General features: G+C 60.3%; 23 protein-coding genes. 15 read left to right on the top strand and 8 right to left on the bottom strand.

Going from position 1 to position 24,594, the window contains the following annotated elements:
* Positions 1-38: 38 nt before the first annotated feature.
* The 5 genes from BV106_RS25200 to BV106_RS25180 all read left to right on the top strand — a co-directional run bounded on the left by BV106_RS25200 (position 39) and on the right by BV106_RS25180 (position 5,144).
* Positions 39-758, top strand: a complete 720-nt coding sequence (locus tag BV106_RS25200) for a GAF domain-containing protein (protein ID WP_051946313.1) — start codon at positions 39-41, stop codon at positions 756-758.
* A 2-nt stretch (positions 759-760) separates the two neighbouring features.
* Positions 761-1,696 carry a hypothetical protein gene (locus BV106_RS25195; protein WP_265596053.1) on the top strand — a complete coding sequence of 312 codons (936 nt, stop codon included), beginning with the start codon at positions 761-763 and terminating at the stop codon, positions 1,694-1,696.
* Positions 1,697-1,769: 73 nt separating this feature from the next.
* Complete coding sequence (locus tag BV106_RS25190; protein WP_038169313.1) at positions 1,770-2,201, top strand: DUF5069 domain-containing protein; 432 nt, start codon at positions 1,770-1,772, stop codon at positions 2,199-2,201.
* Between the two features lie 641 nt (positions 2,202-2,842).
* Positions 2,843-3,712 (top strand): hypothetical protein, encoded by an 870-nt coding sequence (locus BV106_RS25185; protein WP_038169311.1) that lies wholly within the window; start codon positions 2,843-2,845, stop codon positions 3,710-3,712.
* 361 nt (positions 3,713-4,073) lie between these two features.
* A complete protein-coding gene (locus BV106_RS25180; RefSeq protein WP_081892251.1) occupies positions 4,074-5,144 on the top strand; it encodes an alpha/beta fold hydrolase in 1,071 nt (356 codons plus the stop codon).
* A gap of 98 nt (positions 5,145-5,242) precedes the next feature.
* Here the strand turns inward: BV106_RS25180 and BV106_RS25175 are convergent, their stop codons facing one another.
* Both BV106_RS25175 and BV106_RS36230 read right to left on the bottom strand, forming a co-directional pair.
* Positions 5,243-7,315, bottom strand: a complete 2,073-nt coding sequence (locus BV106_RS25175) for a sodium-translocating pyrophosphatase (RefSeq protein WP_038169309.1) — start codon at positions 7,313-7,315, stop codon at positions 5,243-5,245.
* 215 nt (positions 7,316-7,530) lie between these two features.
* Positions 7,531-8,484, bottom strand: a complete 954-nt coding sequence (locus BV106_RS36230) for a uracil-DNA glycosylase (protein WP_051946311.1) — start codon at positions 8,482-8,484, stop codon at positions 7,531-7,533.
* 192 nt (positions 8,485-8,676) lie between these two features.
* Between BV106_RS36230 and BV106_RS25165 the strand changes: the two genes are divergently transcribed.
* Together BV106_RS25165 and nth are read left to right on the top strand one after the other, a co-directional pair.
* Positions 8,677-9,165 (top strand): 3D domain-containing protein, encoded by a 489-nt coding sequence (locus tag BV106_RS25165; protein ID WP_038169307.1) that lies wholly within the window; start codon positions 8,677-8,679, stop codon positions 9,163-9,165.
* A 40-nt stretch (positions 9,166-9,205) separates the two neighbouring features.
* Positions 9,206-9,859 (top strand): endonuclease III, encoded by a 654-nt coding sequence (gene nth, locus BV106_RS25160; RefSeq protein WP_038169304.1) that lies wholly within the window; start codon positions 9,206-9,208, stop codon positions 9,857-9,859.
* A 77-nt stretch (positions 9,860-9,936) separates the two neighbouring features.
* On the opposite strand, the gene BV106_RS25155 is transcribed toward nth, so the two are convergent.
* Positions 9,937-10,629, bottom strand: coding sequence for an outer membrane beta-barrel protein (locus BV106_RS25155; protein WP_038169302.1), 693 nt, complete (start codon positions 10,627-10,629; stop codon positions 9,937-9,939).
* A gap of 171 nt (positions 10,630-10,800) precedes the next feature.
* Between BV106_RS25155 and BV106_RS25150 the strand changes: the two genes are divergently transcribed.
* Both BV106_RS25150 and BV106_RS25145 read left to right on the top strand, forming a co-directional pair.
* The gene (locus tag BV106_RS25150; RefSeq protein ID WP_038169300.1) at positions 10,801-11,388 is read left to right on the top strand and encodes a thioredoxin family protein; all 588 of its coding nucleotides are present in this window, start codon (positions 10,801-10,803) and stop codon (positions 11,386-11,388) included.
* A gap of 440 nt (positions 11,389-11,828) precedes the next feature.
* Complete coding sequence (locus BV106_RS25145; RefSeq protein ID WP_038169299.1) at positions 11,829-13,205, top strand: C39 family peptidase; 1,377 nt, start codon at positions 11,829-11,831, stop codon at positions 13,203-13,205.
* Between the two features lie 398 nt (positions 13,206-13,603).
* Here BV106_RS25145 and BV106_RS25140 read toward each other — a convergent pair whose 3' ends face one another.
* The 4 genes from BV106_RS25140 to BV106_RS25125 all read right to left on the bottom strand — a co-directional run bounded on the left by BV106_RS25140 (position 13,604) and on the right by BV106_RS25125 (position 17,712).
* Positions 13,604-14,761: an LptF/LptG family permease gene (locus BV106_RS25140; RefSeq protein ID WP_038169297.1), complete on the bottom strand. Its 1,158-nt coding sequence runs from the start codon at positions 14,759-14,761 to the stop codon at positions 13,604-13,606.
* A 62-nt stretch (positions 14,762-14,823) separates the two neighbouring features.
* Positions 14,824-15,153 (bottom strand): septum formation initiator family protein, encoded by a 330-nt coding sequence (locus tag BV106_RS25135; RefSeq protein ID WP_038169295.1) that lies wholly within the window; start codon positions 15,151-15,153, stop codon positions 14,824-14,826.
* Between the two features lie 25 nt (positions 15,154-15,178).
* Entirely contained in the window at positions 15,179-16,465 is a 1,287-nt protein-coding gene (gene eno / locus BV106_RS25130; protein WP_038169293.1) for a phosphopyruvate hydratase, read from the bottom strand.
* A 131-nt stretch (positions 16,466-16,596) separates the two neighbouring features.
* Positions 16,597-17,712, bottom strand: a complete 1,116-nt coding sequence (locus BV106_RS25125; protein WP_038169291.1) for a site-2 protease family protein — start codon at positions 17,710-17,712, stop codon at positions 16,597-16,599.
* 186 nt (positions 17,713-17,898) lie between these two features.
* Between BV106_RS25125 and BV106_RS25120 the strand changes: the two genes are divergently transcribed.
* Genes BV106_RS25120 through BV106_RS25105 form a run of 4 tightly spaced genes read left to right on the top strand, consistent with a single transcriptional unit; the run spans position 17,899 to position 22,409 of the window.
* Positions 17,899-18,738 carry a hypothetical protein gene (locus tag BV106_RS25120; RefSeq protein ID WP_038169289.1) on the top strand — a complete coding sequence of 280 codons (840 nt, stop codon included), beginning with the start codon at positions 17,899-17,901 and terminating at the stop codon, positions 18,736-18,738.
* A 28-nt stretch (positions 18,739-18,766) separates the two neighbouring features.
* On the top strand, positions 18,767-19,159 hold the full coding sequence (locus BV106_RS25115; protein ID WP_038169287.1) for a hypothetical protein: 393 nt from the start codon (positions 18,767-18,769) through the stop codon (positions 19,157-19,159).
* Positions 19,156-19,770 (top strand): TonB family protein, encoded by a 615-nt coding sequence (locus BV106_RS25110; protein ID WP_038169286.1) that lies wholly within the window; start codon positions 19,156-19,158, stop codon positions 19,768-19,770. The genes BV106_RS25115 and BV106_RS25110 overlap by 4 nt, the downstream gene beginning before the upstream one ends.
* A 38-nt stretch (positions 19,771-19,808) precedes the next feature.
* Positions 19,809-22,409 (top strand): tetratricopeptide repeat protein, encoded by a 2,601-nt coding sequence (locus tag BV106_RS25105; protein WP_038169284.1) that lies wholly within the window; start codon positions 19,809-19,811, stop codon positions 22,407-22,409.
* A 19-nt stretch (positions 22,410-22,428) separates the two neighbouring features.
* Here the strand turns inward: BV106_RS25105 and BV106_RS25100 are convergent, their stop codons facing one another.
* The gene (locus BV106_RS25100; protein ID WP_038169282.1) at positions 22,429-22,719 is read right to left on the bottom strand and encodes a hypothetical protein; all 291 of its coding nucleotides are present in this window, start codon (positions 22,717-22,719) and stop codon (positions 22,429-22,431) included.
* A gap of 408 nt (positions 22,720-23,127) precedes the next feature.
* Between BV106_RS25100 and BV106_RS38850 the strand changes: the two genes are divergently transcribed.
* Both BV106_RS38850 and BV106_RS25095 read left to right on the top strand, forming a co-directional pair.
* Positions 23,128-23,325 carry a hypothetical protein gene (locus tag BV106_RS38850; protein ID WP_265596052.1) on the top strand — a complete coding sequence of 66 codons (198 nt, stop codon included), beginning with the start codon at positions 23,128-23,130 and terminating at the stop codon, positions 23,323-23,325.
* Positions 23,326-23,527: 202 nt separating this feature from the next.
* On the top strand, positions 23,528-24,594 hold a 1,067-nt coding region (locus BV106_RS25095; protein WP_038169280.1), incomplete at its 3' end, for an alanine--glyoxylate aminotransferase family protein.

The following is a 24,594-nucleotide window of genomic DNA, read 5'->3' as shown; positions in this document are numbered from 1 at the left end:
GAACTACCCAAATGCCCAGATTATTGCTAAAATAGGTCATGATCGATGAGGTGACACAGCGGCGGATCGCCGCACTGCGAGAGTATGAGATCATGGACACGCCTCCGGAGGAGGAGTTCGACGAGATCACTCGGTTGACCAGTTTCATCTGTGGGACCCCCATCGCCTTGGTCACGCTGCTGGATCATCGTCGCCAGTGGTTCAAATCCAAGGTGGGCATTTCGGGCGAAGAAACACCGATTGAGCACGCCTTCTGTGCCCATGCGATCCGACAGGAAGGGGTGTTGCTGGTGAACGATGCCACGCAGGATGCCCGTTTCGCGGCCAATCCACTAGTGACCTCGGCCCCGAACATCCGCTTTTATGCCGGGGCACCGCTGGTCACCCAGGAGGGCGTGTCGCTCGGGACGCTGTGCGCAATTGATTGCACTCCGCGGGACTTTGGAGTGGAGAAACAAGAAGCGCTCATGGCCCTGGCGCATCAGGTGATCCGCTCACTGGAACTGCGCAAGACCGTCAAGGCCCTGGAGTTGGCCTTGCTGGCGAAGGAAAGGGCGCAACAGGAAGTGCTCGCCTTGCAGGCGTTGCTGCCGATGTGCTCGTGGTGTCGCAAGATCCGGGATGACTCCAACTACTGGTGCAAGGTGGAGGATTACTTCAGCCAAAACTCGCAGATCAGATTTTCTCATGGTGTGTGCCCGGACTGTTTCGACCGGTTACAGAAAGAGCTCGAAGGAGGCGCGGAACCGCGCGGCTGAGGGTGAAGGTTCTTCCGTCAGCAGTCTGGGTGGTGGGGATGCTGGTTTTGCGGCTGGGGGTGGCGGTTTCCACAGCGGCAGAAGTTAGGATTTTGGAATGGGAAAGTCGGTTCACCGCAGCGCCGGTGACAGGGTTGGGACGTGAGGCGGAAGCCTGGTTGCCGACCTTCATGCTGGCCCTGGAAACATTGCCAGAGAGCGCCATCGTGGCCTTGGCGCTGTCTCAACCCGCCGTGCTTGGTTTGCCCCCGGATCAGGCCAGTGGTCTTCTGCCTCTCGTGACCAGGAGATATGAGGCGATGGCGGTCGATCCTGTGTATGCCCGGGTTCCCAGCGCGCTTCCCTACTGTTTCGCTGCGACTCGGCCAATGAAGGGAAGGGCGACGGTGTATGTGCCGGATCGCCTGGCGCCTGCCACGAAGCTGCTGGTGTTTCTTCACGGCTATGGCGGCAGTTTCCTTTGGTATCAGCACTATCTTTCAGAGCGATTTCCGGATCGGGTCGTCCTATGTCCGGCGTTTGGAATCAGCGGGGGAGCGATGTCGGTAAACTATGTGCGTGAGGCTATCCGTGCGGCCGAGGCCGAGCTGGGTTGGAGGCCAACTGAGCCGCCCGATTTGGTGGGGTTGTCTGCCGGGGGCTTTGGGGCGTCCGTCATCTTTGCCAGCAGCCTGTCCGATTTTAGCTCGCTGTTGGTGCTGGCGGCCTATCCGCCCCCCGCCGTGGAGACTTCAGTTCTGGAGAGGTCCAATGCAGCGTTTCTGGCGGGCGATCAGGAGTCCTTCGTTCTGGACGGACGTTGGCGACGTTGGCAGGAAGTCCAGAGGAAGAGATCCAAGGGTGGAGCCGGGTTCTCTCTGATCGCGGGAGGAGGGCATTTTTTCATGCTGAGCCATCCCGATGAAACCACCGCCTGGCTGCGGGAGAAGCTCAAGTGATGGGCAGGTTGAACGCATTCGGGAAAAACGGTCTGAGATCTCCGGTACAAACTGACAACCCCGCACCGCATTCATGACTGCACCTGCGATCACCGTTCCCAAAAGCCCGAAAGAGAAAACCGGAGGATTGACGTACTTCCCCCGCATGCTGGACAAAATCCGCCTGCAGGCGGCTGGAAAGCTGGGGGCCGGTTATCAGGAAAACTACGGCAAGGGTGTGGACGGCTGGTGCACGGATTTTCTCCGCGTGTCCCATGCAGAGCTGGAGAAGCGGGTCGCGGAAGGCGGTACGGATGAGGAAATATTCGAGTGGTGCCAGACCCACGGGAGAGGGCTCAACCGCACCGATATTTTTGTCTGGAACCAGTTTGTCTTGAAACTCGGCTGGAATGACGTCGCCACACGCGTGCTGGATCGCCAGAAATCCGAGGCTGGGTTGTCGGAAAGGGTGGATATTTTGACCCTTGCCGATTTTATGGACGTGGATGAGGGGCGTGGGGTGTGAGCCCGTAGGGGAGACACAAGACGCAAGACTGGAAGACCCAAGACCTGGGCTCACGCATGGGCGGGGGCGCTGATCGGAGCGGTCAGTAAATGGAGGGAGGGACATTCCTGTCCCGGTCCCGTGCAAGCGTCCCATGAGGTCGTGTTGGGATCTCGTGTCCGAGTAACTTGGGTTGTAGGGCGACCGCTTCGGTTGCCTCAGTCGGGGGGGCGCTCGCCCTACGGGAGTGGGATCAAGGTTATTGAGATTGGTTCGCGTCACACCATCAACACCCTTTTTGTAGGTTACGCCAAACAGCCCTCCTCTCCTATTTCAGCCAGCGGAAGGCCTCGCGAGGTTCAACCAAACATCCGAGCGATAAAGATGGTGAGAGGAATAGGGTCTGTCGTCGGCCTTCCCACCTGAGTCTCATCGTGGAACTGCACCCAACGCAGACTCGCTGAAAGCTCGCCAACATTGGGCTTGTAGCCTTATCCTCTTCGAGAAAGAATTTCGACTGAGCACTTGGAAGGCGTCGGTTCCTTGGAGGCAACCTCAAAACCCGCGCGGTTGGGATAGGCACCAAGGAGCCGACTCCGGCTCAGCCTTCGGTAAGTGCCCTCAGAGGTTTCAGACCACTTTGAACTTTCACTAATGTCCTCATGAATCCAATCCGATCAACGTTCATCGGCATCGCGATGCTGGCATGTGGACTGTCGCCCTCCTTCTCCGCGGAATTTTCAAAGGTCCAAGAAGCGATTGCGGTCTTTCAGGACGAATCCCTCGACGACTGGATGCTCAAAAACAAGGCGGAAGAATATCTGCTGCAACACCAAAAAGAATCCCTGCCAATCCTGATGCGCATCGTGACCAACCAGGAACCAGGATGGATCTATTCTGCCTACGCCCTGGCAAACTCTAAAAGTCCCGAAGTTGTCCCGTTCTTCATCCGGGTGTGTAAGGACAACTTTTTCCTGAAGGACGCTGACGGGCGCCGCAAAGTGTTTGGCTTTGGATCCAAGAATGGATGCGAGGTGATGCCCAATCACTACGGCTCAGTGCTTGCCTCTCTGCTAGGCTCCCTGGGAGATAAGCGTGCGATTCCCGTGCTGCAGGAAGCATCCGCACAGGGCGATTCGGCGGTGCAGAAAAGCAGTTATGCAGCCCTGCACGAGCTTGACGCCATCACTCTGGACGAGCTCTTCAGGGTGGCGAAGAGTTCGTCCGACCCCGGCATGGGAGTGAATGACGCAATTCTGGAAATCATTCAGGGGCTGGAAGATGCTGCACTCGCTGTCACACTCTACGACCGCGTCATCGCTGAGTACCCAGCGGACAGCTACGCAGTCGCTAGTGCCCACTACTGGAAAGTCGGGCGTTACAAGCAGCTCAAGCAATATGACAAGGCTCTAGAACAGTGTGCCCTGGTCTCGACACTTACCAAGTATCCGAATCTCGTCGAACAGATGCCGGCCTATCAAAACGAGATCAGACAACTTGCATTGAAGAAGGATGTGCCTCAAGCAAAGTAGCGTCCAGGGGCGGTTGCCGTTTTGCGCCAACCTGTCCCGGTCCTGTGCAAGTGTCCCATGAGGTCGTGTCGGGAGTTCGCGCGGTTGTAAGGTGACCGCTTCAGTTGCCGCAGTCAGGGGATGTGCGTGGCAATCGACAGGGAGGGAAGGAGTGTGTGGAGGCGAATGAATCTGTTGTCCTCTCTCCATAACACCCTCAACACCCTTTTTGTAAGTTACGCCAAACAGCCCTCCTCTCCTATTTTCTGTGAACCTGGAAAAAGGGTGTTGATGGTGTGACGCGAATGAATCTCAACACCGCGGAGGCAGGCTCCCTCACGGCGGAGTTGACAAGCCCGACCTCTCTTGTTGAGCATACGGCATGACTGATCGACGCCAGTTCCTTTCCATGGGGGCGCTTGCCGCCATATCCTCTGTCGCTCCGGCTCAAACGGCGCCGCTCCCGGCCGCACCAGCGGTGGCCAGGAAGGGGTGGCCCACCGGGGTGTCGAAGGTGGAGATCCCTTCCAGCGATGGAGCCCTGCAGCTTGCGATGTGGTTCGCTCCGACAACGAGCGGTCCCAAGCCCCTGCTGGTGGGGCTGCACACCTGGAGCAGCCACTATGCGTCTGCCGGGGGCGATGCGGTGTATGCAGAGTGGTGCATCGCCCAGGGCTGGGCCTTTGTGCATCCGCACTTCCGGGGGCCGAACAATACGCCCCAGGCCATGGGTTCCGACCGGGCGGTCGCGGATGTGGTGGAGGCAGTGGCATGGGCGAGGAAACAGACGACGGTGGACCCGGAGCGCATCTATCTCATCGGGGTCAGCGGAGGCGGACACATGGCGTTGCAGATGGCGGGGAAACATCCCGAACTGTGGGCGGCCGTCAGCGCCTGGTGTGGCATCAGCGACATTGCCCAATGGCATACTGACCATCTGAAGAACGGCGTGCCTGACACCTACGGCAAGCACATCGAGGCGGCACTGGGCGGGAGCCCGGCGTCGAGTGAGGCCTTGAAAGCGGAGGCCTGGAAGCGGTCCCCGTTGAGTTCGCTCGCGGCGGCCAAAGGGCTCCCTCTGGACATCAATCACGGCATTCATGATGGTCGCAAGGGTAGCGTGCCGTTTTCGCACTCGCTGAAGGCGTTCAACGCAGTGGTGGGCGCGGGGCAGGCGGCTCTGGCTCCGGGCAAGATCGAGGAATATTACAACACGCAAAAGCTGCCCGCGGGATGGAGCGCGCCAGCGGCGGATGCGGTGTACGGTGCGTGGGAACCGCGTTTCCGCCAGACTGCTGGAAATACACGCGTCACCGTCTTCGAAGGTGGGCACGAGATCGTGCATCAGGCGGCTCTGAACTGGCTCTCTGCCCAACGCAAGGGGAAGCCTGCCGTGTGGGAGCTCAAGGACTTCATCAAACTCGAGGTGGGGGGTGGCGAGAGCGGGAAGTAGTCCGAGCCACCTTCAACGAAAACAAAAAGCCCGGAGTGCGGGAAGCAACTCCGGGCTTGGGATCTAAATCTCGAGTCCTGTAGCGGACCGAACTTCTTCTAGAAGAGCAGGGGGATCACGAGGATGGCAACGATGTTGACCACCTTGATCATGGGGTTGATGGCAGGGCCGCTGGTGTCCTTGTAGGGGTCGCCGACGGTGTCACCCGTCACGGCTGCTTTGTGGGCGTCGCTGCCCTTGCCACCGTGGTTGCCTTCTTCGATGTATTTCTTGGCGTTGTCCCAAGCGCCACCGGCGCTGGTCATGGAAAGACCGAGGAACAGACCGGTGACGATCGTTCCCATGAGGACGCCGCCGAGGGCCTTGTAACCGAGGAGAGGCGTGCAGCCAACCAGCAGCACCACGGCCACCGGCAGGAGGGCGGGCAGAATCATTTCGCGAAGGGCCGCCTTGGTCACGATGTCCACGCAGGTGGCGTACTCAGGCGTGTCTTTGCCCGTGAGGATGCCCGGCTTGGCAGCGATCTGGCGACGCACTTCCTTCACGACGGCACCGGCGGTTTTGCCGACCGCGTTCATGCTCATGGCAGTGAAGAGGAAGGGGATCAAGCCACCGATGAAGAGGCCGATGATGACGTAGGGATCCTTCAGGGAGAAGTCCACGGTGTCGGTGGCGAGCTTGAGCACGCCCGTGTGGTGCAGGTGCTTGTCCAGCTCCAGGTAATAGGAGCCAAACAGCACCAGGGCAGCCACCCCGGCGGAGGCGATGGCGTAACCCTTGGTCACGGCCTTCATGGTGTTGCCCACGGCGTCCAGGCCGTCGGTCACGGCGCGCACTTCCTTGGGCAGCTCGCTCATCACGGCGATGCCGCCGGCGTTGTCGGTGATGGGGCCGAAGGCGTCGAGGGAGACGATGATGCCAGCCATGCTGAGCATGGACATGACCGCGATGGCGATGCCGTAGAGGCCAGCCAGCACGTAGCCGCCCGCGATGGAGGCGCAGATCAGGATGACAGGAAGGGCGGTGGCGTAGTTGCCGATAGCGATGCCTGCGATGATGTTGGTGGCGTGGCCGGTCTCACTGGCCTTCGCGATCTTGCGCACCGGGCTGTACTCGGTGGCGGTGTAGTAGTTGGTGATGAGCACCACCATCCAGGTGAGGACGAGGCCGATCAAGGCTGCGCCGTAGAGACCAGCCGGGCTGAAGGGGAGTTCAGCGTGGCCGCTGAAGAGCGCATTGGTGACGGGCCAGCCGAGGATGGCGGTCACAAGAGCGGAGATGGCGACGCCCTGCATGAGGAGGGCCGTGGCACCACCCTGGCGGATGTTCACCCAGAGAATCCCGAGCACCGCACCCACGATGGAGATGCCACCAATGAGGAAGGGATAGATGATGGCAGCGCCGACACCCTGAAGGGTGAGGGAGGCGATGAGGAGCGCGCCGATGAGGGTCACAGCATAGGTCTCGAAGACGTCTGCAGCCATGCCTGCGCAGTCACCGACGTTGTCGCCCACGTTGTCGGCGATAGTAGCCGGGTTGCGGGGATCATCTTCGTCCAGGGCGTTTTCGTTTTTGCCCACGAGGTCAGCACCCACGTCAGCAGCCTTTGTGTAGATGCCACCGCCGAGACGGGCAAACACGCTGATCAGCGAGGCGCCCAGTGCGAGGCCTACCAGGGAATCGATGGCAGCCGCAGAACTGTGAAGCGCGGTCATCACCATGTAGAAGACGGCGACGGAGACGAGTGCCAGACCCACGACGAGGAGACCGGTGACGGCGCCGCCGTTAAAGGCGATGCGCAGAGCAGGAGTGGGGCCCTCAGTGGCAGCCTGGGTGGTGCGGACGTTTGCCACCACCGCGATGCGCATGCCGATATAACCCGCGATCATGGAGCAGACGGCGCCGATGAGGAAACCAGCGGGGACGGGGAGGCTCTTCTTCCACCAGAACAGCAGGGCGGTGAGGATGATGGCGATGATGCTCACCGTGCGCACCTGCCGGCTGAGATACGCTTTGGCCCCCTCTTGAATGGCACCCGCGACGCGCCTCATGGCTTCATTCCCGGGTGAGGCGCTGACGATCTTTTTGATCAGCAGCACGGCGTAGACTAGGCCAAGCGCGCCTAATATGATGGAGAGCAAGATGCCTTGATTGAGAAGGAAACTGGACATGCGACGAAGTGAATGGAGGCGGTGCTAATTAACGGGAAAACCCATTTTGCCGGGGCAAAAGAGGGGGCGATTGTAACGACAATGTTGCGCGAGGCAAGAGGGGAATAACAGCAAGCTGTGACTCCTCCCGCCCCGGTGACACGGAGGGGAGTCTTCAACGCAGAGAGGCAGCTTCTTTTTCTGCCCAAGACTGATATTTTTGAGCCGGAAACGGCCTATCCCCGAGCTTTGCTAAAATAGGCCCGTTGTTTATCACTGATGGGCAGCCCCACCTGTTCCATGACTTTCATCATGTCCTCCCACACCAGTCTTTTTTCGGCGATGCCGCCACCGTCCTCCTGCTCCCGGCGCAACAGGTAGGAGGGGTGATAGGTAACCATGATGGGAGTGCCCCTAAAATCGTGGAACTTGCCGCGCAGTTTGCCCACGGTGCCTTCGATGCCCAGCCCTGTCGCGGCCGTGGAGCCCAAGGCGACGATGACTTTTGGTTTGATGATTTCGAGTTCTGCGAGGACGAACTGCTGGCAGGAGAGCATCTCGCCGATGGTGGGGGCACGATTTTTTGAGTTTTGGAACCGGCCGTCATCGATCTTGGGGCGGAATTTGCAGATGTTGGTGATGTACACCTCATTGCGGCGCAGCCCCATTGCCTGAATGATCTTGGTCAGCAGCTGGCCCGCGGGGCCTACAAACGGCTCCCGCAATTTCTCCTCTTCTGCACCGGGTGCTTCGCCTACAAACACAATTTCGGCATCGGGCGTGCCGGTGGCGAAAACCATGATGTCTCGCAATGTGCCCAGGCTGCGGGCTTTCTCGCTGTTCTCCGCTTCAAGCGCCAAACGTGCGAGATGCTCTGCACGCGATTGGGGTGCGGGTGCCAGCGGGGATGGGCTGCTCAAGGAGATGCGCTCCGGCATCGGTCGGCTCACCGGCGGCTGAGCCGGGGTGGGGGCGGCAGGCTGGGCGAAGTATTCCGTCCGGCGGACCGGGGTAGGGGGCGCTGGCGTAGGGACGGCAGGGGGAGTGGCTGGGGCCTGGGGCCTGACTGCTGGCGCTGACCTGCCACCGCGCAGTTGGGCCTGTGCACCCCGGGTGAGGGCCACGTGCGTGACTCCGCGCGCGGCTTGCTGGGCGAGGTGGAGCTTGAGCAGGTCAATTGCAGTGGACATAGGCCGGAAATATCGAGAGTCAGGTGACGCAATCAGAGTGGAGAGCAGAAGACAATTCGCAAGAGCGAAGCAGGCGTTAAGGTGGTGATGTGGAGTAAATAGCCCCGCGGTTGAGGGGGTGAATTTTGGGTTGACCAGCCCCCTTTCGTCCCCCAAAATACCACAAACTTCGGAGAGCTTAACTAATCTGCCATGCTGAACCCTAAGATCCTCGGACTGGCCACGCTGTGCTGCGTGTCAGTTATCTCTTGCGAGACGACCACCAAACCAAGTAATCGCGGTCAGAAGATCAGCGGAGTTCGTACGACAGCTTATACTCATACCGAGTCAGATCACATCAAGTACGGTCCCAAGGCGGCTACCGGAGACACTCTGAAGTACGGTCGGGTGCGCAGTGCCGCGACGGACTGGTCGGTTTATCCCGTGGGAACCGTGTTCCAGATCGAAGGCGAGCCTTTCCTCTACGAGGTGGATGACTACGGCTCTGCCCTGGTGGGAACCAATACGATCGATCTCTATCGCCCCGACAAGACTGCCATGAAGCAGTGGGGAGCCAAGAACGTGAACATCAAGGTGGTCAAATGGGGCTCTTTTACCAAGAGTCTGGCCATCATGCGCCCGCGTGAGAAGAAGAACCCGCATGTGCAGGCGATGGTGAAGCGCATCGAGCGCAGTTCCTAGACCTGAGGCGAACGCTCATCCACGTGCCGGAGGCGGGATTGTGACAAAGAAGCAGCGGGCAGATCATGTCTTGGTGAGGCTTGCTGGATTGTATCCGGATCCTCCCATTCCATTGGATCACAAGGATCCCTACACCCTCCTCGTGGCGGTGCTGCTTTCGGCCCAGTGCACGGACGCCAGGGTGAACTTGGTCACGCCTCACCTCTTCGCTCTTGCAGACGCGCCGGCGGGAATGTCTGAAGTCCCGGTGGAGAGGATTTTGGGCGTTGTGAAGCCATGCGGCCTGGGGCCGCAGAAGGCGAAAGCCATTTCGGAGCTCTCCAAGATCATTGTGCGAGAGCATGGGGGGCAGGTGCCAAACACGTTGGAGGCGCTGGAGAAGCTGCCTGGCGTGGGGCACAAGACGGCTCAGGTGGTGATGGCTCAGGCTTTCGGGGTGCCCAGTTTTCCGGTGGATACCCATATCCACCGGCTGGCCCAGCGGTGGGGGCTGACTTCTGGGAGTTCAGTGACGCAAACGGAGCGGGATCTGAAGACGCTCTTCCCGGAGTCCTCCTGGAACAAGCTGCACCTGCAGATCATCTATTATGGGCGGGAGCATTGCAGTGCCCGGGCTTGCGACGGCCTGAGCTGCATGCTGTGTACCGAGCTCTACCCTGACCGGAAGAAGAGTGTGAAGACTCGCAAGGCCTAACTTGGAAATGAGGAGGCCGTGGAAGACTCATCGTCCGTCCACGGCCTTGAAGAAATTGGGCTGACAAGCCTAGGAGGCTACCAGCGCCAGCGTCCACCCAGGTGGAACGAGTTGATCTCATCGCCAAAGTCGATCCCGGCGGAGACATCAAGCCAGGAGAGCATGGCATAGTAGGCGTTTAGCTCGATCACGCGCTCGTTCAGGTTGTCCGTATTGGTGAACAGGAGGCTGAGGGCGAGCTCCAACTTGTCCGTGACGGCGAACCGGACGCCGGGGCGGATGTAGAGGTAGAAATCATCTGTGCTGACGTTTTCCAGCTCTTCGGACACGTAGTCATACCGGGCTCCCACTTCGCCAAAGATGTGGAAACGATTGCCAATCGGGATGAAGGCACCGCCGGCCACTGAGAAGGTGGTAAGGTCCAGGTCTTCTGCGTCTGGAGTTTTGCTAGTGATTCGCTCCAGGCCAAAGCGCAGGTAGAGCGGCTTCATCAACTCCAGTTTCAGATCCACCCCAAACCCGCTGTCTCCTTCGAGGCGGTCATCGCCTTTGAAGTCGTTGTAAACGTAGCGAACTTCCAGGGACTGATAGCCGAGCAGGCTGTTGCTGCTGCCGTAGCTGGACCCGGTAGAGGAGTAGGTCTGGTAGCTTTGCTGCTGCTGAGGGGCTGGGTTGTAGGGATCGTACGGATATTGCGGCTGATACCCCTGTGATTTGGCAGAAGCCACCATGCAGCAGGAAAGAGCGAGGACCGAGAGGATGGTTTTCATGAGCCGCTAGTATGGACTTTGGGATATTTTGGGTGTCTAAAGTATTTTCTCAAAACCCTCGTGAGTGCAAGCTTTTCTTTGGGCGACATGACCGCTCAGACGTGATTGGGGCGGAAGTGTTTGTCGCGAGGGGGTTGACTCGGGAACTCTCTGGCCCTAAACGAAGTGGCCATGGCAGAAGTTCCCTCCACGCGCAGTTTGAGTCTTGGCAGTCCTGCTCCAGCCTTTTCCCTGCCCAATGGCAGAGGCGAAGTGCTCACGTTGCAGGATGTCCGGGGGCCCCGTGGTTTGGTGGTGGCGTTCGTGTGCAATCACTGCCCCTTCGTCCTGCATTTGGCGAATGAGTTGGGGATCTTTGCTGCCACCTGTGAGGCCAAAGGGGTGGGATTCGTCGGCATCAGTTCCAATGACGTGGAGCGCTACCCGGCTGACAGTCCGGAGAAGATGTTGGACATGTCGGCCAAATACGGCTGGACCTTTCCCTACCTCTACGATGAGTCCCAGGAAGTGGCGCAAGCCTACTTCGCGGCCTGCACGCCGGATTTTTATGTGTTCAATGATCGTCTGGAGCTGACCTACGCAGGTCAGTATGATGCCTCTCGACCCAAGAACGGATTGCCGGTGACGGGCGAAGACCTGCGCGGCGCGGTGGATGCGGTGCTGAAAGGGGAGCCTCCGGTGGCTACCCAGCGGCCCAGCACGGGCTGCAACATCAAGTGGAAGCCGGGTGTTGAGCCTGCGTGGTTCGCGAAACCGTAGGGTTGCCGCAAGCGAGTGCTCTGACGCCAAGGGCGTCATACAAAGTAGCCCAGGGTAAGGCGAGGCACGAGCCGTCACCCTGGGTACATGGGCAGATGAGCTAGAACTCCGAAGTGAGTTCTACAAACCGTGGCTGCATCCCTGAGGTGTTTGCCGCATGCGGGAGGGGCGTCTCCGGGTGATTTGGACGGTCTGTAGAACTCCCTTGGAGTTCCATTGCTATCCTGTCGATACCCGGGGTGGCGACCGCTTCGCAGTCTGACCCCGGGCTATTTTGTATCACGCCGTTGGCGTGGGGTTTGCCCTATGAAAACACGGCATCCCGTTATCACCGGTTTTTTGGATCCAGCTCACCTGTCACCCATGTGCCGACCGTGATTGACACATTGTGAGCTGTCGTGGAGACTTGCGTTTATTCCACGCCAAACCCTACTTCTGCCATGATCCAGCGATGCCGATTCTCCTCACTCTGTCTCGCAGCGGGGCTGCTGATGGGGTCTTTCACGCAGGTGTACTCCCAGTCCAGCGGTACTGGTGGCAGTGCAGGAGCGACGGAACCGGGACGTGCTCTGGACGAGTTGGCGGGCGGAGATCAGCTCTGGGAGCTGACGCCTGATCAGTTCGAAGCGAAGTTTAAGGTGCTCCGTTTCGACTGGCTTTCCACCAGCAAGGAGCAGGCAAGATTTTTTGGCTCCACCTACATGCTCTGGGGACCGCAGTTGCGGGTGGCGGAAGCGGTGGCTGAATTTCAGACTGGGAAGCTGGCGCGGGTGAACTTCTCCATCTTCAACCGCGGAGACAGCAGCTCGCTGGCGGGAAACCGGGAGCAGTTTGAGAAGCAGGTAGAGGACGCCAAGACCTTCATCTCCTCCAAGCTGGGCGTTCAGCCGGTGGAGCGGGGCAAGGATTCCCAGAGCGCCGTCAAGGCCATGGGGTGGATGTGGATGAAGCCGCCCACGGCCTACTTGCTGGAGTACTCCTACCAGAAAGAGATGAAGTCCCGCGGGCAGGAATTTCGCCCGGAATTCATCCGGCTTCGGGTCGCGGAGGTGCCGCGGCAGCAGGGCCTGCTTGCAAATGGTGCCGCTGGCGCGTCCGCTGCGACTCGCTCAGGCTTGGCCGCCAACATCACCCGTGAAACCAGCGGTGATGTGGTGATCAAGAATGTGCCGATGGTGGATCAGGGGCCCAAGGGGTACTGTGCTGTTGCCACGACCGAGCGCGTGTTTCGCTACTACGGTATCCCGGTGGATCAGCACGAGATCGCCCAAGTGGCCAATACCGGGCAGGGTGGCGGCACCAGCCCGAGTGAGATGCTGGAGGCTCTGGAGAAGCTTGAAGCGCGGCTCCGCGTGCGCGTCCGTGCGCTGGAGAAGTGGGACTACAAAGAGTTCAGCAACATGATCTCGGACTACAACCGCGAGGCCAAACGCCGGGACAAGCGTGAGATCAATCTGAACAACATGGCGGTCATCGATATCGGCGACATCTATGCCTCAATGGATGCGGACTCGCTCAAGGTGAGCCGGACGGAGAAGAACAAGGCGGGCTACAGCAAGTTCCAGCGGGCCGTGGCTGACACGATTGAAAAAGGAGTGCCTCTCATGTGGGGGGTTCAACTTGGTCTCTACAAGGAGGCGGACCTGCCTCAGAGCTTTGGAGGACATATGCGCCTCATCATCGGCTACAATGCGAAGACCAGTGAGATCCTCTATTCTGACTCCTGGGGCGCTGAGCATGCGCTGAAGCGGATGCCGATGGACAATGCCTGCGCGATGACGACCGGTTTGTATTACATTGAACCGATGGCGAAGTGAGGGGTGGGGTTCTTGGTTCCTAGTGCTTGGTGAGTCCGGAGGTCAACCGCATGGAGGACGGTCGACTCCGCGTGATTTGGTCGGTTTGTAGAACTCCCTTGGAGTTCCAGCGCTTCCGCCTTTGACCCGGGGTGGCGACCGCTTTGCGGTCTGAACCCGGGCTGTTTTGTATCACGCCGTTGGCGTGAGCCTGCGGCTATGCAAACACGAATTACGAGATCACCTGCTGGCCGGGTTTTGCATCATGTTAAACCCGACCGATGCGCGTGCGGGACTGCCTTGTGTCACACACTTGGCATTGGGGGGTTCCGCTATGAAAACTCGGGGGATCAACCTCCGCTCGGTAAACGGCTGGGAGTTGTTTAAGGCCGCAGAACCTCTGCGGCCAGCACCAAAACCTATCGCCGGTTCAGCTTGTAGAACATCCGGGAGCCAACGCCGATGAAGATCAGGTTGGGCACCCACATGAGCAGGTGGGGGTAAACACTCGGGCGTTCGTTGAGGCCGTTGACGAAGATGACGAACACCATGTAGGAGACGGCGACGATGAGGCTCAAGGCGAAGCCGATGGAGGTCTCACGACGCTGGGCGGTGATGCCCAAGGGGATTCCCACCAGGGTGAAAACGATCGCAGCGAGGGAGAAGCTGTAGCGCATGCTCAGCTCTGTGCGGGAGACAGAGATGAGTTTCTCACTCAGTGGCTGGCCATCCACGCTGCTGATGCCGGTGTTGACCTCGCTCCAGAGAGCGGAAGTGTCCTTCATGCTGCTGGTGACGCGTTCCGTCTTCTCCTTGAGCTTGCTGAGCGGGAAGGTGATGGCGGTGTCCCCCATGTAGAGGAACTGAAGGTCGTTCATGATGTTGACCTCGGCTCCAGCAGAGGCGGCATCGGCTTCACCACCCCCTGTTTCCACGGTGGCATTGCGCAGGTGCAGTTGGAAGTCAGTCACGCCCGGGGTCACCACCACTTCGGCCCGCTTGGCGCGGATGTAGCGTTCGGCGCGGCCCAGGTTGGTCTGGATGATCTCGACGTTCTTCAGTTTGTTGCCTTCGCGCTCCTGGGTGAAGATGCGGTATCCGGGGAACCGGTCGAGCACCTTGCCGGGCTGGAAGAGCACGGCGGGATCATCCAGGGCGAGATCGTAGAAGAGGCGTTTGATCTTGGTCTTGGCCAGCGGGGCCAGCTCCACGTTCACGAGGTAGCAGACGCCGGACATGAAGACGGACAGTACGAACACGGCCGAGCAGATGCGGGGCATGGACATGCCGGTCATGCGCAGGGCGGTCATCTCGTTGTCGGCGCTCATGCGCCCGAACACGAGCAGGATGGCGGTGAGCAAAGCCCACGGGATCGTGAAGATCAGGGAGTAGGGGATGACGTAGGTGATGAACTGCGCCACCGCCAGGAGCGGGAGGGACGCGGTGTCACCCAGAAGTCGCTCCATTTCCTTGAACACGTTTCCCAGGACCATCACCCCGGTAAGGACGAGGACACCCGTAAGGGTCGAGGAGGAAACCTGGCGCCAGATGTAACGGTCAAAAATGCGGAGGGGCATGCCTTGACGAAATGACAATGGGGGTAGGGAGGAGCGGGGCGGACTGCGGCGTTGCGGTGAGGCTAGTCCTCGAACCGCAGAATGATTTCACCGTCCTTTTGCAGGTTCAGACGGTCTCTCGCCATGCTTTCTAAATACTCGGGATCAGTCTTGATCAGTTCCAGCTTGCGCTGGAGGCGTTCAGCATCGGCTTTGAGCCCATCACGTCGGGTGGTGAGTTCAGCCAGCTTGGCGCGGGCGGCTTCCTGTTCCTTCAGGGGCGGTCGGAAATACAAGACCGCGGCGGGGATGACCAGAAGGGCGAGCAGGTAGCGATTCAGCCTCACCAGCCTTGCGAGGAAATTCGGCCGGTCCGTTTCCGGGCCGTCGAATTCTTGTTCCTCGCGAGACATGGTGAGGCGTCGAAGGGGAGGTTGACTAGACCTTCATGCGACCGCCGTAGATGGCGAAGTCGCCCAGCTCTTCTTCGATGCGAAGGAGCTGGTTGTATTTTGCAATCCGGTCGGAGCGGCTAAGGGAGCCGGTCTTGATCTGGCCGCAGTTCGTGGCGACAGCCAGGTCAGCGATCGTGGAGTCTTCGGTCTCACCGGAGCGGTGGCTCAGCACGGAGGTGTAACCGTGACGGTGAGCGAGCTCAACGGCGTCGAAGGTCTCGGTGAGGGAACCGATCTGGTTCACCTTCACGAGGATGGAGTTGGCCACGCCCTGGTCGATGCCCTTCTGGAGGAACTCAACGTTCGTCACGAAGAGGTCGTCACCCACAAGCTGGGTGTTGGCACCCATGGCGTCGGTCAGCTGCTTCCAGCCGGCCCAGTCGTTCTCGGCGCAACCGTCTTCGATGGAGATGATCGGGTACTTCTTCTGAAGCTCCTGGTAGTAGGCCACGATGCCAGCGGCGTCGCGCTCGGACTTGTCGCTCTTCTTGAAGACGTACTTGCTGCTGTCCTTCACGAAGAACTCGCTGGAGGCGACGTCGAGGGCGATGAAGATGTCTTCACCGAGCTTGTAGCCAGCCTTGTCCACCGCCTGGGCGATCACCGCGAGGGCGTCGTCAGCGCTGTTCAGGGTGGGGGCGAAACCGCCTTCGTCACCCACAGCGGTGCTGAGGCCACGGTCATGAAGGATCTTCTTCAGAGCGTGGAACACTTCTGCGCCATAGCGAAGGGCCTCACGGAACGTGGGGGCACCTTTCGGCATGATCATGAATTCCTGGAAGTCGATCGGTGCGTCGGAGTGGGCACCGCCGTTGATGATGTTCATCATCGGCACGGGAAGGACCTTGGCGTTCGGGCCGCCGAGGTACTTGTAGAGGGGCTGGCCCAGAGCGCTGGCGGCGGCTTTGGCCACGGCCATGGAGACACCGAGGATGGCGTTTGCACCGAGCTTGCTCTTGGTGCTGGTGCCGTCGAGGGCGAGCATCGCCTTGTCCACGCCGACCTGGTCGGTCGCGATGAGACCTTCGATGTGCTCTGCGATGATGTCATTCACGTTGGCGACTGCCTTCGTGGTGCCCTTGCCCAGATAGCGACTCTTGTCGCCGTCACGCAGCTCGAGGGCCTCATGCTCACCGGTGCTGGCTCCGCTCGGCACTGCGGCACGGCCGAATGCGCCGCCTTCAAGGTACACGTCCACTTCCACGGTGGGATTGCCGCGCGAGTCAAGAACCTCGCGTCCGATGATCTGGGAGATGATAAGGTCGTCCATTGAGTGTCGTTGGTAGTTAAGGTAAGCAAAGGAATCTTCGCTTCGCAAGATGCGCCTTGTTAGTCGCGCAGGAAAAACGCCATGTCCACCGCGAATATGGAGACGCGGCGGGGGAATGCGGGACAATTTTGTCAGACCGCTGTGAGGGATGTCGGAGCCTGGGACTTGGACAGGGCGGCCCGGACCATGAGCATCTCACCCACGTTTTCCGCCGTGAGAAGGCCGACCAGGCTGCCGTCCACGGGGTGGATGACGGGGAGGGCGGGGCAGTTGCTGGCGCGCAGGTGATCCATCGCCTCGGGAAGAGGGTGGCGGGGATCCAGGGAGATCGGGCAGGTCTCCATGACGTCCAAGACGGCGCGCTGAGGTCCGAACTGGTCCAGCGATTCTATGAGCCGGGTGCGGCTGAGCATGCCGATGTATGCGCCTTGCCAATCCACCACTGGGAAGTCCTGCTGAGATCCAGAAAGTAGCAGTTTTACCGCATCCTTCAGCACCGCATCCTGCCGCAGGTGGCTGAACTGGGTGATCATCGCCTCCTTGACCGAGAGCCCGCGAATGGCTTCCTGCTCACTGACATAAGTCGCCTCCTGGCCAGCGCTCATGAAGATGAACACAGCGATGAGAATGAGGAGGGGATTGTGAGCGACAAACAGTGCCACCATGGCGCCGAAGATGGCGATGGCCTGACCGATGCCAGCCGCCAGACGGGTGGCCTTGCCATAGTCCAGAAACATGGCCAGCGCTGCCCGCAAGACCCGGCCGCCGTCCATCGGGAAGGCGGGGATCATGTTGAAAAGGACCATGATCAGGTTCCAGACCATAAGCCGGACGGCGAAGGGGCCGTCCACCATGTTGAAATGGAGGCTGGGAGCGGGCAGGACTTGCAGGGCGATGAAGAGCAGGGCGGCGATGGCGACATTCACCGCCGGACCTGCCAGAGCCACAATCAGCTCCTCCTGTGGTTTCCGGGGCATGCGCTCAAGCCGCGCCAGACCTCCGATGGGGAGCAGGGTGATATCTGGCGTATGAATGCCGTAGCGTCGCGCCGCCACCACGTGGCCGAACTCATGCAAGAGCACGCAGACGAACATCGCCACGAGGAACAAGATGGCCTCCCAGGCCGCGGCCGGGCCGCCCTTGCCCAGGACCATCAGGCCTATCCAGGCCAGTAAAAGGAGGAAGGTGGCGTGGATACGTACTTCCGTACCTCCAAAGGTGGCGACATGCAGGGACCAGCGTTTCATAATTACCGTACTCAGGAAGAGGAGCGAAGAGGTCGTGCTTAATGAGCATACGCGACGAACCCCTGCTGGGCGCTGATTTAATGGCGGGCTTTGAGTCGACGGACTCTTGGACTCGTGTGTGACATCGGGCAGCGATGCCGCATTTTTCCTAAGACAGGTGTAAATTTTCCAGTAGCATGTGACGTCATGCCCATCATTGCCGCGTTCGCTGCTGCCCAAGCGTCATCCGTGACTGCACCTGCAGGGCTTGAAGCGCATTTGAAGGCCATGAACCTGCCGGCTCTGACTGCTTGTGGGGTGATCATTCTGTGGGCCTTCATCTGCTGGATCAGGATGCTGGTGACCGCCGCGCAGCTGCGTCGATGCCGGAAGGCGGACGATGCCTTTTTGAAGGCGCATCAGGATGCCTCTCACAGCCTTGAAGTGTTTCAAGACGGCCTGACCTTTGAGGGGGCCCCCAGACATGCGGTGTACTTGACTTCCGCACGAGAAGTTGCCTTCCACCTGATGGGCACGGATTTTGTGGACAAGAACTTCTCGATCCGGCTGAGAGCGGCGGGGCGCATTTCGCCCTCGCAAATGGACTCCGTACGGAAGGTTCAGGAGCGCACGGCGGATTTTACCTCACGGGAGCTGGGAGATGGGTTGGGGGATGGATCGGTGGACATCCTGCCATTTCTAGGACTCGTGGCCGCACTGGTGAGTGTTCTGGTGGATGTTTCAGCCGGAGTGACCGGCTCGCAGTTGGTGGTGTCTGCGGTTACTCCCATGGCGCTGGGGGCGCTTGTTTTCATTCCGCTGATGTTGTGGCACAACGCCCTGGTGCAGCGGGTGCAGGATCTGGCCGGGGAACTGGGAGACTTTGCCGTGGAGCTGGCCACCCAGTTTGACCGGGCGTTTGTCGATCATCGCAAGCCCTTGGAGTCGCTGCCGAGTCTGGGCTCCATGGTGCCCTTCGATGGGCCTACCTTCGCGCTTCCGCCATCGGACACCTCCCGTTCCATTCCAGTGATGTCGGCTCCGTGAGCTGAATCAGAACGCCCGGCCTGTTGCCATGTTGGACCTGCGAACCCCCAGTCATCTCCGTCTGCGTCCCGTGACGTTTCGTCCGTTGGCGGTGGCGGTATCGCTTTTTGCCTTGATCGCCTGGGTCGTGGCTTTCTCGGTTCAGGGAGGGGGGCTTGCTCAGCGGTCGCATCTGCCAGCGCCTGCGGCGGTGGTCGATCTCACGCTTGAAGGGGACGGCTATGCCGTGCTGAAGGGCATCACCTTTCCGATCGATGAGTTGAAGGACCAGCTGACACAGCTGAACAGTGAGGATGGGATGCCCGCGGTGCGGGTAAAGGTGCCACGGGATCTGGATCTGGAGGTGCTGCTGGATGTCATGAACGTCCTGAAGACGTGTGCCGTGCCGCAGACATCGGTGGATGTGCGGTCAGAGCCATGAGCCGCGCAGGTCCCAGTCCTGGCGTGCAGCTGCTCCTTGGCGTGCTGACCGCGAATCTCGCGATGGCTCTGGCCTGGGTGGGCTACCGCATGGTGGAGACCCGGGAGAGCGGAGGCAATGTGCAGGATGCTCAATGGCTTCCCCCTGGTGACTTCGCTTCGTCCATGCTGCCACTGGCGGCGGGGATGGGCAGGGAGCGGAAACGGGTGACGGTCCAGCGTGTGTCTCCAGTCCTGCTCTCTGACCACGAGCGCACCTTGGGCATGTTTCAGCTGCCGGGGTACACCCTGGGTGAGCGGGGAGGCCGGGCTCTCACTGAAGAGTTGGAGCGGGTGCTGAATGCGGTGGATCACCGCGTGCGGACGGTGCTGACAGAGGAATGGGTGCCTCCCGTGACGCGACTGCCTGCCTCTCAAAAAGAAGCGGTGCTGAGCGTCGTCCTGAGCCGTGATGGCCGGGTGGCGCGTCGGTTTTTTGTACGGCCGTCGGGGAGTGACGCCCTGGACTCCTCCATCGTGGCCGCTGCGAGCAGGGTGGGCCAGGTCCTGCCTCTGCCACAGGCCTACGGCGGTGCTGAGTATGAGCTGAATGTGACGTTTCGACTGGAGTGATGCGTTGAAGTTCCCGCCAGGCTGGGTAAGCTGGCCGGATGCCTCCAACCCTTGCACCCCTAATCCTGCCCTATGCCTGCGTGGCAGTGTTGTGGGTCGGAGGGGCTGCTTTGGGCGTCGCGGCACCGCCGGCCCCGTCCGCTGCGGCCAAGATCGAGCTGGCGGCTCGGGATGAGTATCAGGCCGCGCTAAAAGACTCGAGCGAAGGTCTGCACGAGGCGGCGGCCCTCAAGTATGAGCGGCTGCTCAAGGACAAATCGCTGACAAAAAAGGATGAAGCTCAGGTGGGGGAGCGGATGGTAGATGCACTGGTGCGAGCCCGCAATTCCACCAAAGCCCTGCTGGCGCTTTCTCTCTTCAAGGTGCCGGAGGCAAACTTCTGGAAAGGGCAGTGCCTGATCCTGGATCACAAATTTCGCGAGGCAGAAGAGGCGCTCAAAACCTGCCTGAAAGAGGGCACCCGTTATGAGGCAGAGGCCCGGCTCGCTCTTGGGCAGGTGCTGGTGGCCCAGGGCAGGGAGATCCCAGGTCGCAAGGAGTTCAAGGAAGTGATGGAGGGCCCCAATGCCGGGATCGCGCGGATTGCAGGATTGTATTGGAACGAGTCAGAGATCATTGCCTCCCGTGCGCCGAACGTGCTCCGCCGTTTTGGCCAGGAGCGCAAGGATGTGGAGACTGAGTTCCTCAAGGCTTGTGCCTGGCTGAAAACCGGCGATGGCAAGCAGGGGGAGATTCTGCTGCGCCGCATCCTGCCCCTTACCACTCTTAACAAAGATTTGCAGGATGCAGCCACGGTGCGCCTGGCGGAGGCCTATGCGCTACAAGGTCGCCAGCGGACCGCGGAGCGTGAGTTGGTGCGTTTCCTAGAACACGCCCCGGAGAGCCGCTACTATGAGCAGGCATTCGCTTTGCTTCTGGACGTGACCGCTCCGGAGGAGACGGATGCGCGAGACCGGCTCATTGCCTGGGCCGCCATCGCCCAGCCCCGTGGACGACATGCTCTGGCGTTGTTCTACCTTGGACAATGGCTGGCGGATCACGGTCAGCCTGCCCATGCGGTCGGGTTCTTGGAAACCTTTTTGACCTTGCATCCCGGGCATGTGCGGGAGGCTGAGGCCTTGAGGGCCCTCATGAGCCTGTACGGCACGATGGGGGCCGACCGTCGGGTTCTGGAGCTGGCCAACGTCTGGCGCAGCCGGTTTGGCACCGGCGGGGAGGACACGGTGGACTATCTGACCGCGATGATCCGGTTTGCGCGGAAGGAGTATCGCGAAGCTTCCGTGTTGTTTGAGAAATCAGGACTGGCGGCGGTGGATTCGACGCAGGGCCAGAGAGCCCTCTACAACGCCGCTGCTGCGGCATTTCTGGGAGGGGACAAGGTGCGCTACCAGATGTGCCTGAAGCAACTGGCCACCGCCCAGATTCGCGAGGATGACGAGGATGCGTCTTTTGGACCCGAGGCAACGAGCACCGGACCGCAGATGAAGGAAGCTCTGGACGCGGCCGCGCGTGATTCTGCCTCCCTCCTGCTGCTGGAGAAGGCGCTGCATCTGGCCGCCAAGCATGACCCGACCGCGGAGGCGGCCCTGCAGGACTTTGTGAGGGAACATCCGACCCATCCCAGGGCTGTGGAAGCCCATCTGGCACTGGCTGAGTTGTGCCTGCTCGACATTCCTGTGCGGGCCAAGGCTGCGGCGCAGGCGCTTGACGTGGCGCTGGCAATCCCGGACCTGGCCGATGGGTGGAAAGAGAAGATCGACTACACCCGCGTGTGGTTGCACGAGGCGGCTCAGGACTTTCCATCACTGACTTCAGCGGGACTAAAGTATCTGGAGACCTGGCGCATGTCTCAGCGTCGGGACCAGGTGCGGATGAAGGTCGCACAGGCCTACTATCGCATGGACGACTTTACCCACGCCGGGACTCAGTTCGAGGAATTGGTGGAGGAGCAGACGGAGTCTCCCTATGCGGAGGTTGCGCAGTATTATGCGGGAAAGGCGGCCATGGCCGTGCTGACTCCGGCGGGCATGGAGAAGGCGATTTCTCTCTGGGAGGAAGTAGTGAACCGCAGTGGACCCCTGGCGCGGGAGGCCCAGCGCCAGCAGGCCTTGGCCAAGCGAAGACAGGGCAACGAGGTGGACGCGCTTCTGGTCGTGAACAGTCTGCTCACCAGCAAGCCTGCACCTGCGGGAGATGAGCTCTTTTCCCTGCTGATTGAGAAAGGGGAGCTAAGCATGCTTCTCGCCAGAAAGGATGCGAAGCACCTGGAACAGGCCAAGGAAGTCTTCACTTATATCACGCAGGACACCACGGCCACTCGCGCCTGGCGGGGGCAAGCGGGCTACCTGTTGGCCCAGTGCCAGCTTCAGGCGGGCCGTTCCGCGGAGGCTCTGGAAGCCTGCAACGATGTGGTGGAATCTTGTTTGAACCCGACCATCTCCCGCGCGCTGACCTCGCAGGAGTACGTCTGGCTCTATCGCGCTGGCTTTGCCGCGCTGGAGGTGCTCAAGGAGCGCCAGGAGTGGGAAGCCGCCGCCCGGTTGGCTGATCGCCTAGCTTCTGCCGGTGGAGACCGGTCCGAGTCTGCCAAGCAAGAAGGGACGAGGATCCGGTTGGAGCATTTTATTTGGGACAAGTGAGGGAGGAGATGGAAGCTGCTCAGGACTTGGGCAGCTCACAGAGTTCCACGGTGCCGCCATGAAGGACCACGGGATGTTGGTTGACCAGGGCTAGCAGCTTCTCTTGGTCATCGGAATCGAACCGCATATAGGCCACCACGTGATCGGTCGATTGAGCCGTCGTGGAGTTTCCTAGACGTGTTCGGCCCCCAATCTCACTGCCGCCTTTGAAGAGGCCGCTGCTGCGCACGGCGGAGAAGAAGGTGTCCCATTCCTCGGTGGTGGTGGGGCTCGTGAGGTTGCCCTGGATGAGGAGGATGTATTGGGTCATGTCGAGCAAATATGGGTGCGGTTGGTTTTTTGTAAATCCTTGGACTTGGCGAGGCATCGCAGATCTCCGGGTATTCTTGAACCGCCAACACCTGGCGGCGGAGCCGCTTTGGGACTGCGGTGAGAATCACCGCTTTCGGGAGTCCTGTGTTGCGGGAGCGTCGATTGAGCCGCAGCGGAGCAGGGGATTGGGCACGGTGGGCGCTGCTGGGGCGCGAAGGGTTCAAGCTTGTCACAAGGGGTGCCAAAGCGGCGATGCTCGCCGCAGTCCCAAAAGCGCTGCGCGCTCAGGTGTAGGTGTTTGTTCGTTGGAGGTTGTGTTCTGAGCCTGCGATGTCGCAAGCTGGTACCAACTTCCGAGCACCCTTGAGCTGCCAACACCTGGCGGCGGAGCCGCTTTGGGACTGCGGTGAGAATCACCGCTTTCGGGAGTCCTGTGTTGTGGGAGCGTCGATTGAGCCGCAGCGGAGCAGGGGATTGGGCACGGTGGGCGCTGCTGGGGCGCGAAGGGTTCAAGCTTGTCACAAGGGGTGCCAAAGCGGCGATGCTCGCCGCAGTCCCAAAAGCGCTGCGCGCTCAGGTGCTGGATGTGAATCTGGCAGATTGAAGGGGAGAGAGCTTTCGAAATTCACTGCACCTGGAAGAGCGGGTAATGTGCGTAAACCGCTGGAATCCAGTCGCTAACGGGCCATTTACACTCCGGCGTCTGCCTCCTCTGCCCCGCAACCGCAGATCAGAAATGAACGATTCCCAATCCAAATAGCTCTGGCCAACGCCTCATTTCTACCTATGGTCGCCCTCCCTCACTTATGCGCGACCACGTCAAACTCTTCATTCCCGGACCCGTAGAAGTCTCTCCCGACACCTACGCGGCCATGTCCGCTCCGATGATTGGTCATCGCAGCAAGGACTTCCAAAATCTGTATGCTGAGATCCATGAGAAGCTGCAGGTCCTCTTTGGTACCAAGCAACTGGTGTTCCTGAGCACCTCCTCCGCTTTCGGCGTCATGGAAGGCGCGGTGCGGAACTTGGTGAAGAAGAAGGTGCTGAACTGCTGCTGCGGCGCGTTCTCCGACAAGTGGCATGATGTCTCCCTCCGTTGTGGCAAGCAGGCCGAGGCGCTGAAAGTGCCGTGGGGCCAGGCCATCCTTGCCTCCCAGGTCGAAGAAAAGCTCGCCACCGGCGAGTTCGACACCGTGACCCTGGTGCACAGCGAAACCTCCACGGGCGTTCTCAGCCCGGTGGAAGAGATTGCCAAGCTCAAGGCGAAGTTCCCGGATGTGCTCTTCATTGTGGACACGGTTTCGTCCTTCACGACGGTGCCGATGAACTTCGACGATCTGGGCATCGATGTGCTGCTCACGGGCAGCCAGAAAGCCTTCGCGATGCCGCCCGGGCTCGGTCTCTTCACAGTGAGCGAGGCCGCCTATGAGCGCGCTGCTACGGTGGCCGATCGCGGCTACTACTTCGACTTCCTCGAGTTCAAAGCCAACGGCGAGAAGAGCATGACGCCCAGCACGCCGTGCATCTCCCTCATCTACGGCCTGCGTCACCAGCTCAACAAGTTCTTTGCCGAAGGGCTTGAGAACCGTTATGCCCGCCACGCCCGCCTCAACGGCCAGGTGCATGATTGGGTCGCCAAGCACGGGTTCGAGCACTTCGCCGCTGAAGGCTACCGCACCAAGGGCCTGACCTGCGTGAAGAATAACAAGGAGATCGACGTCGCAGCCTTCACCAGCAACCTCAAGAAGAAGCACAAGCTCATCATTGACGGCGGCTACGGCAAGATCAAGGGCACCACGTTCCGCATCTCCAACATGGGTGACGAAACCGATGAGTCCATCGGCGAGTTGCTCGCAGCGTTGGACGACACGCT

The sequence above is a fragment of the Verrucomicrobium sp. BvORR106 genome (genome assembly GCF_000739655.1).
Classification (GTDB): Bacteria; Verrucomicrobiota; Verrucomicrobiia; order Verrucomicrobiales; family Verrucomicrobiaceae; genus Verrucomicrobium.
The sequence above is the reverse complement of the archived record's forward strand: the minus strand, read 5'-3'. Positions and strand labels throughout refer to the sequence as shown.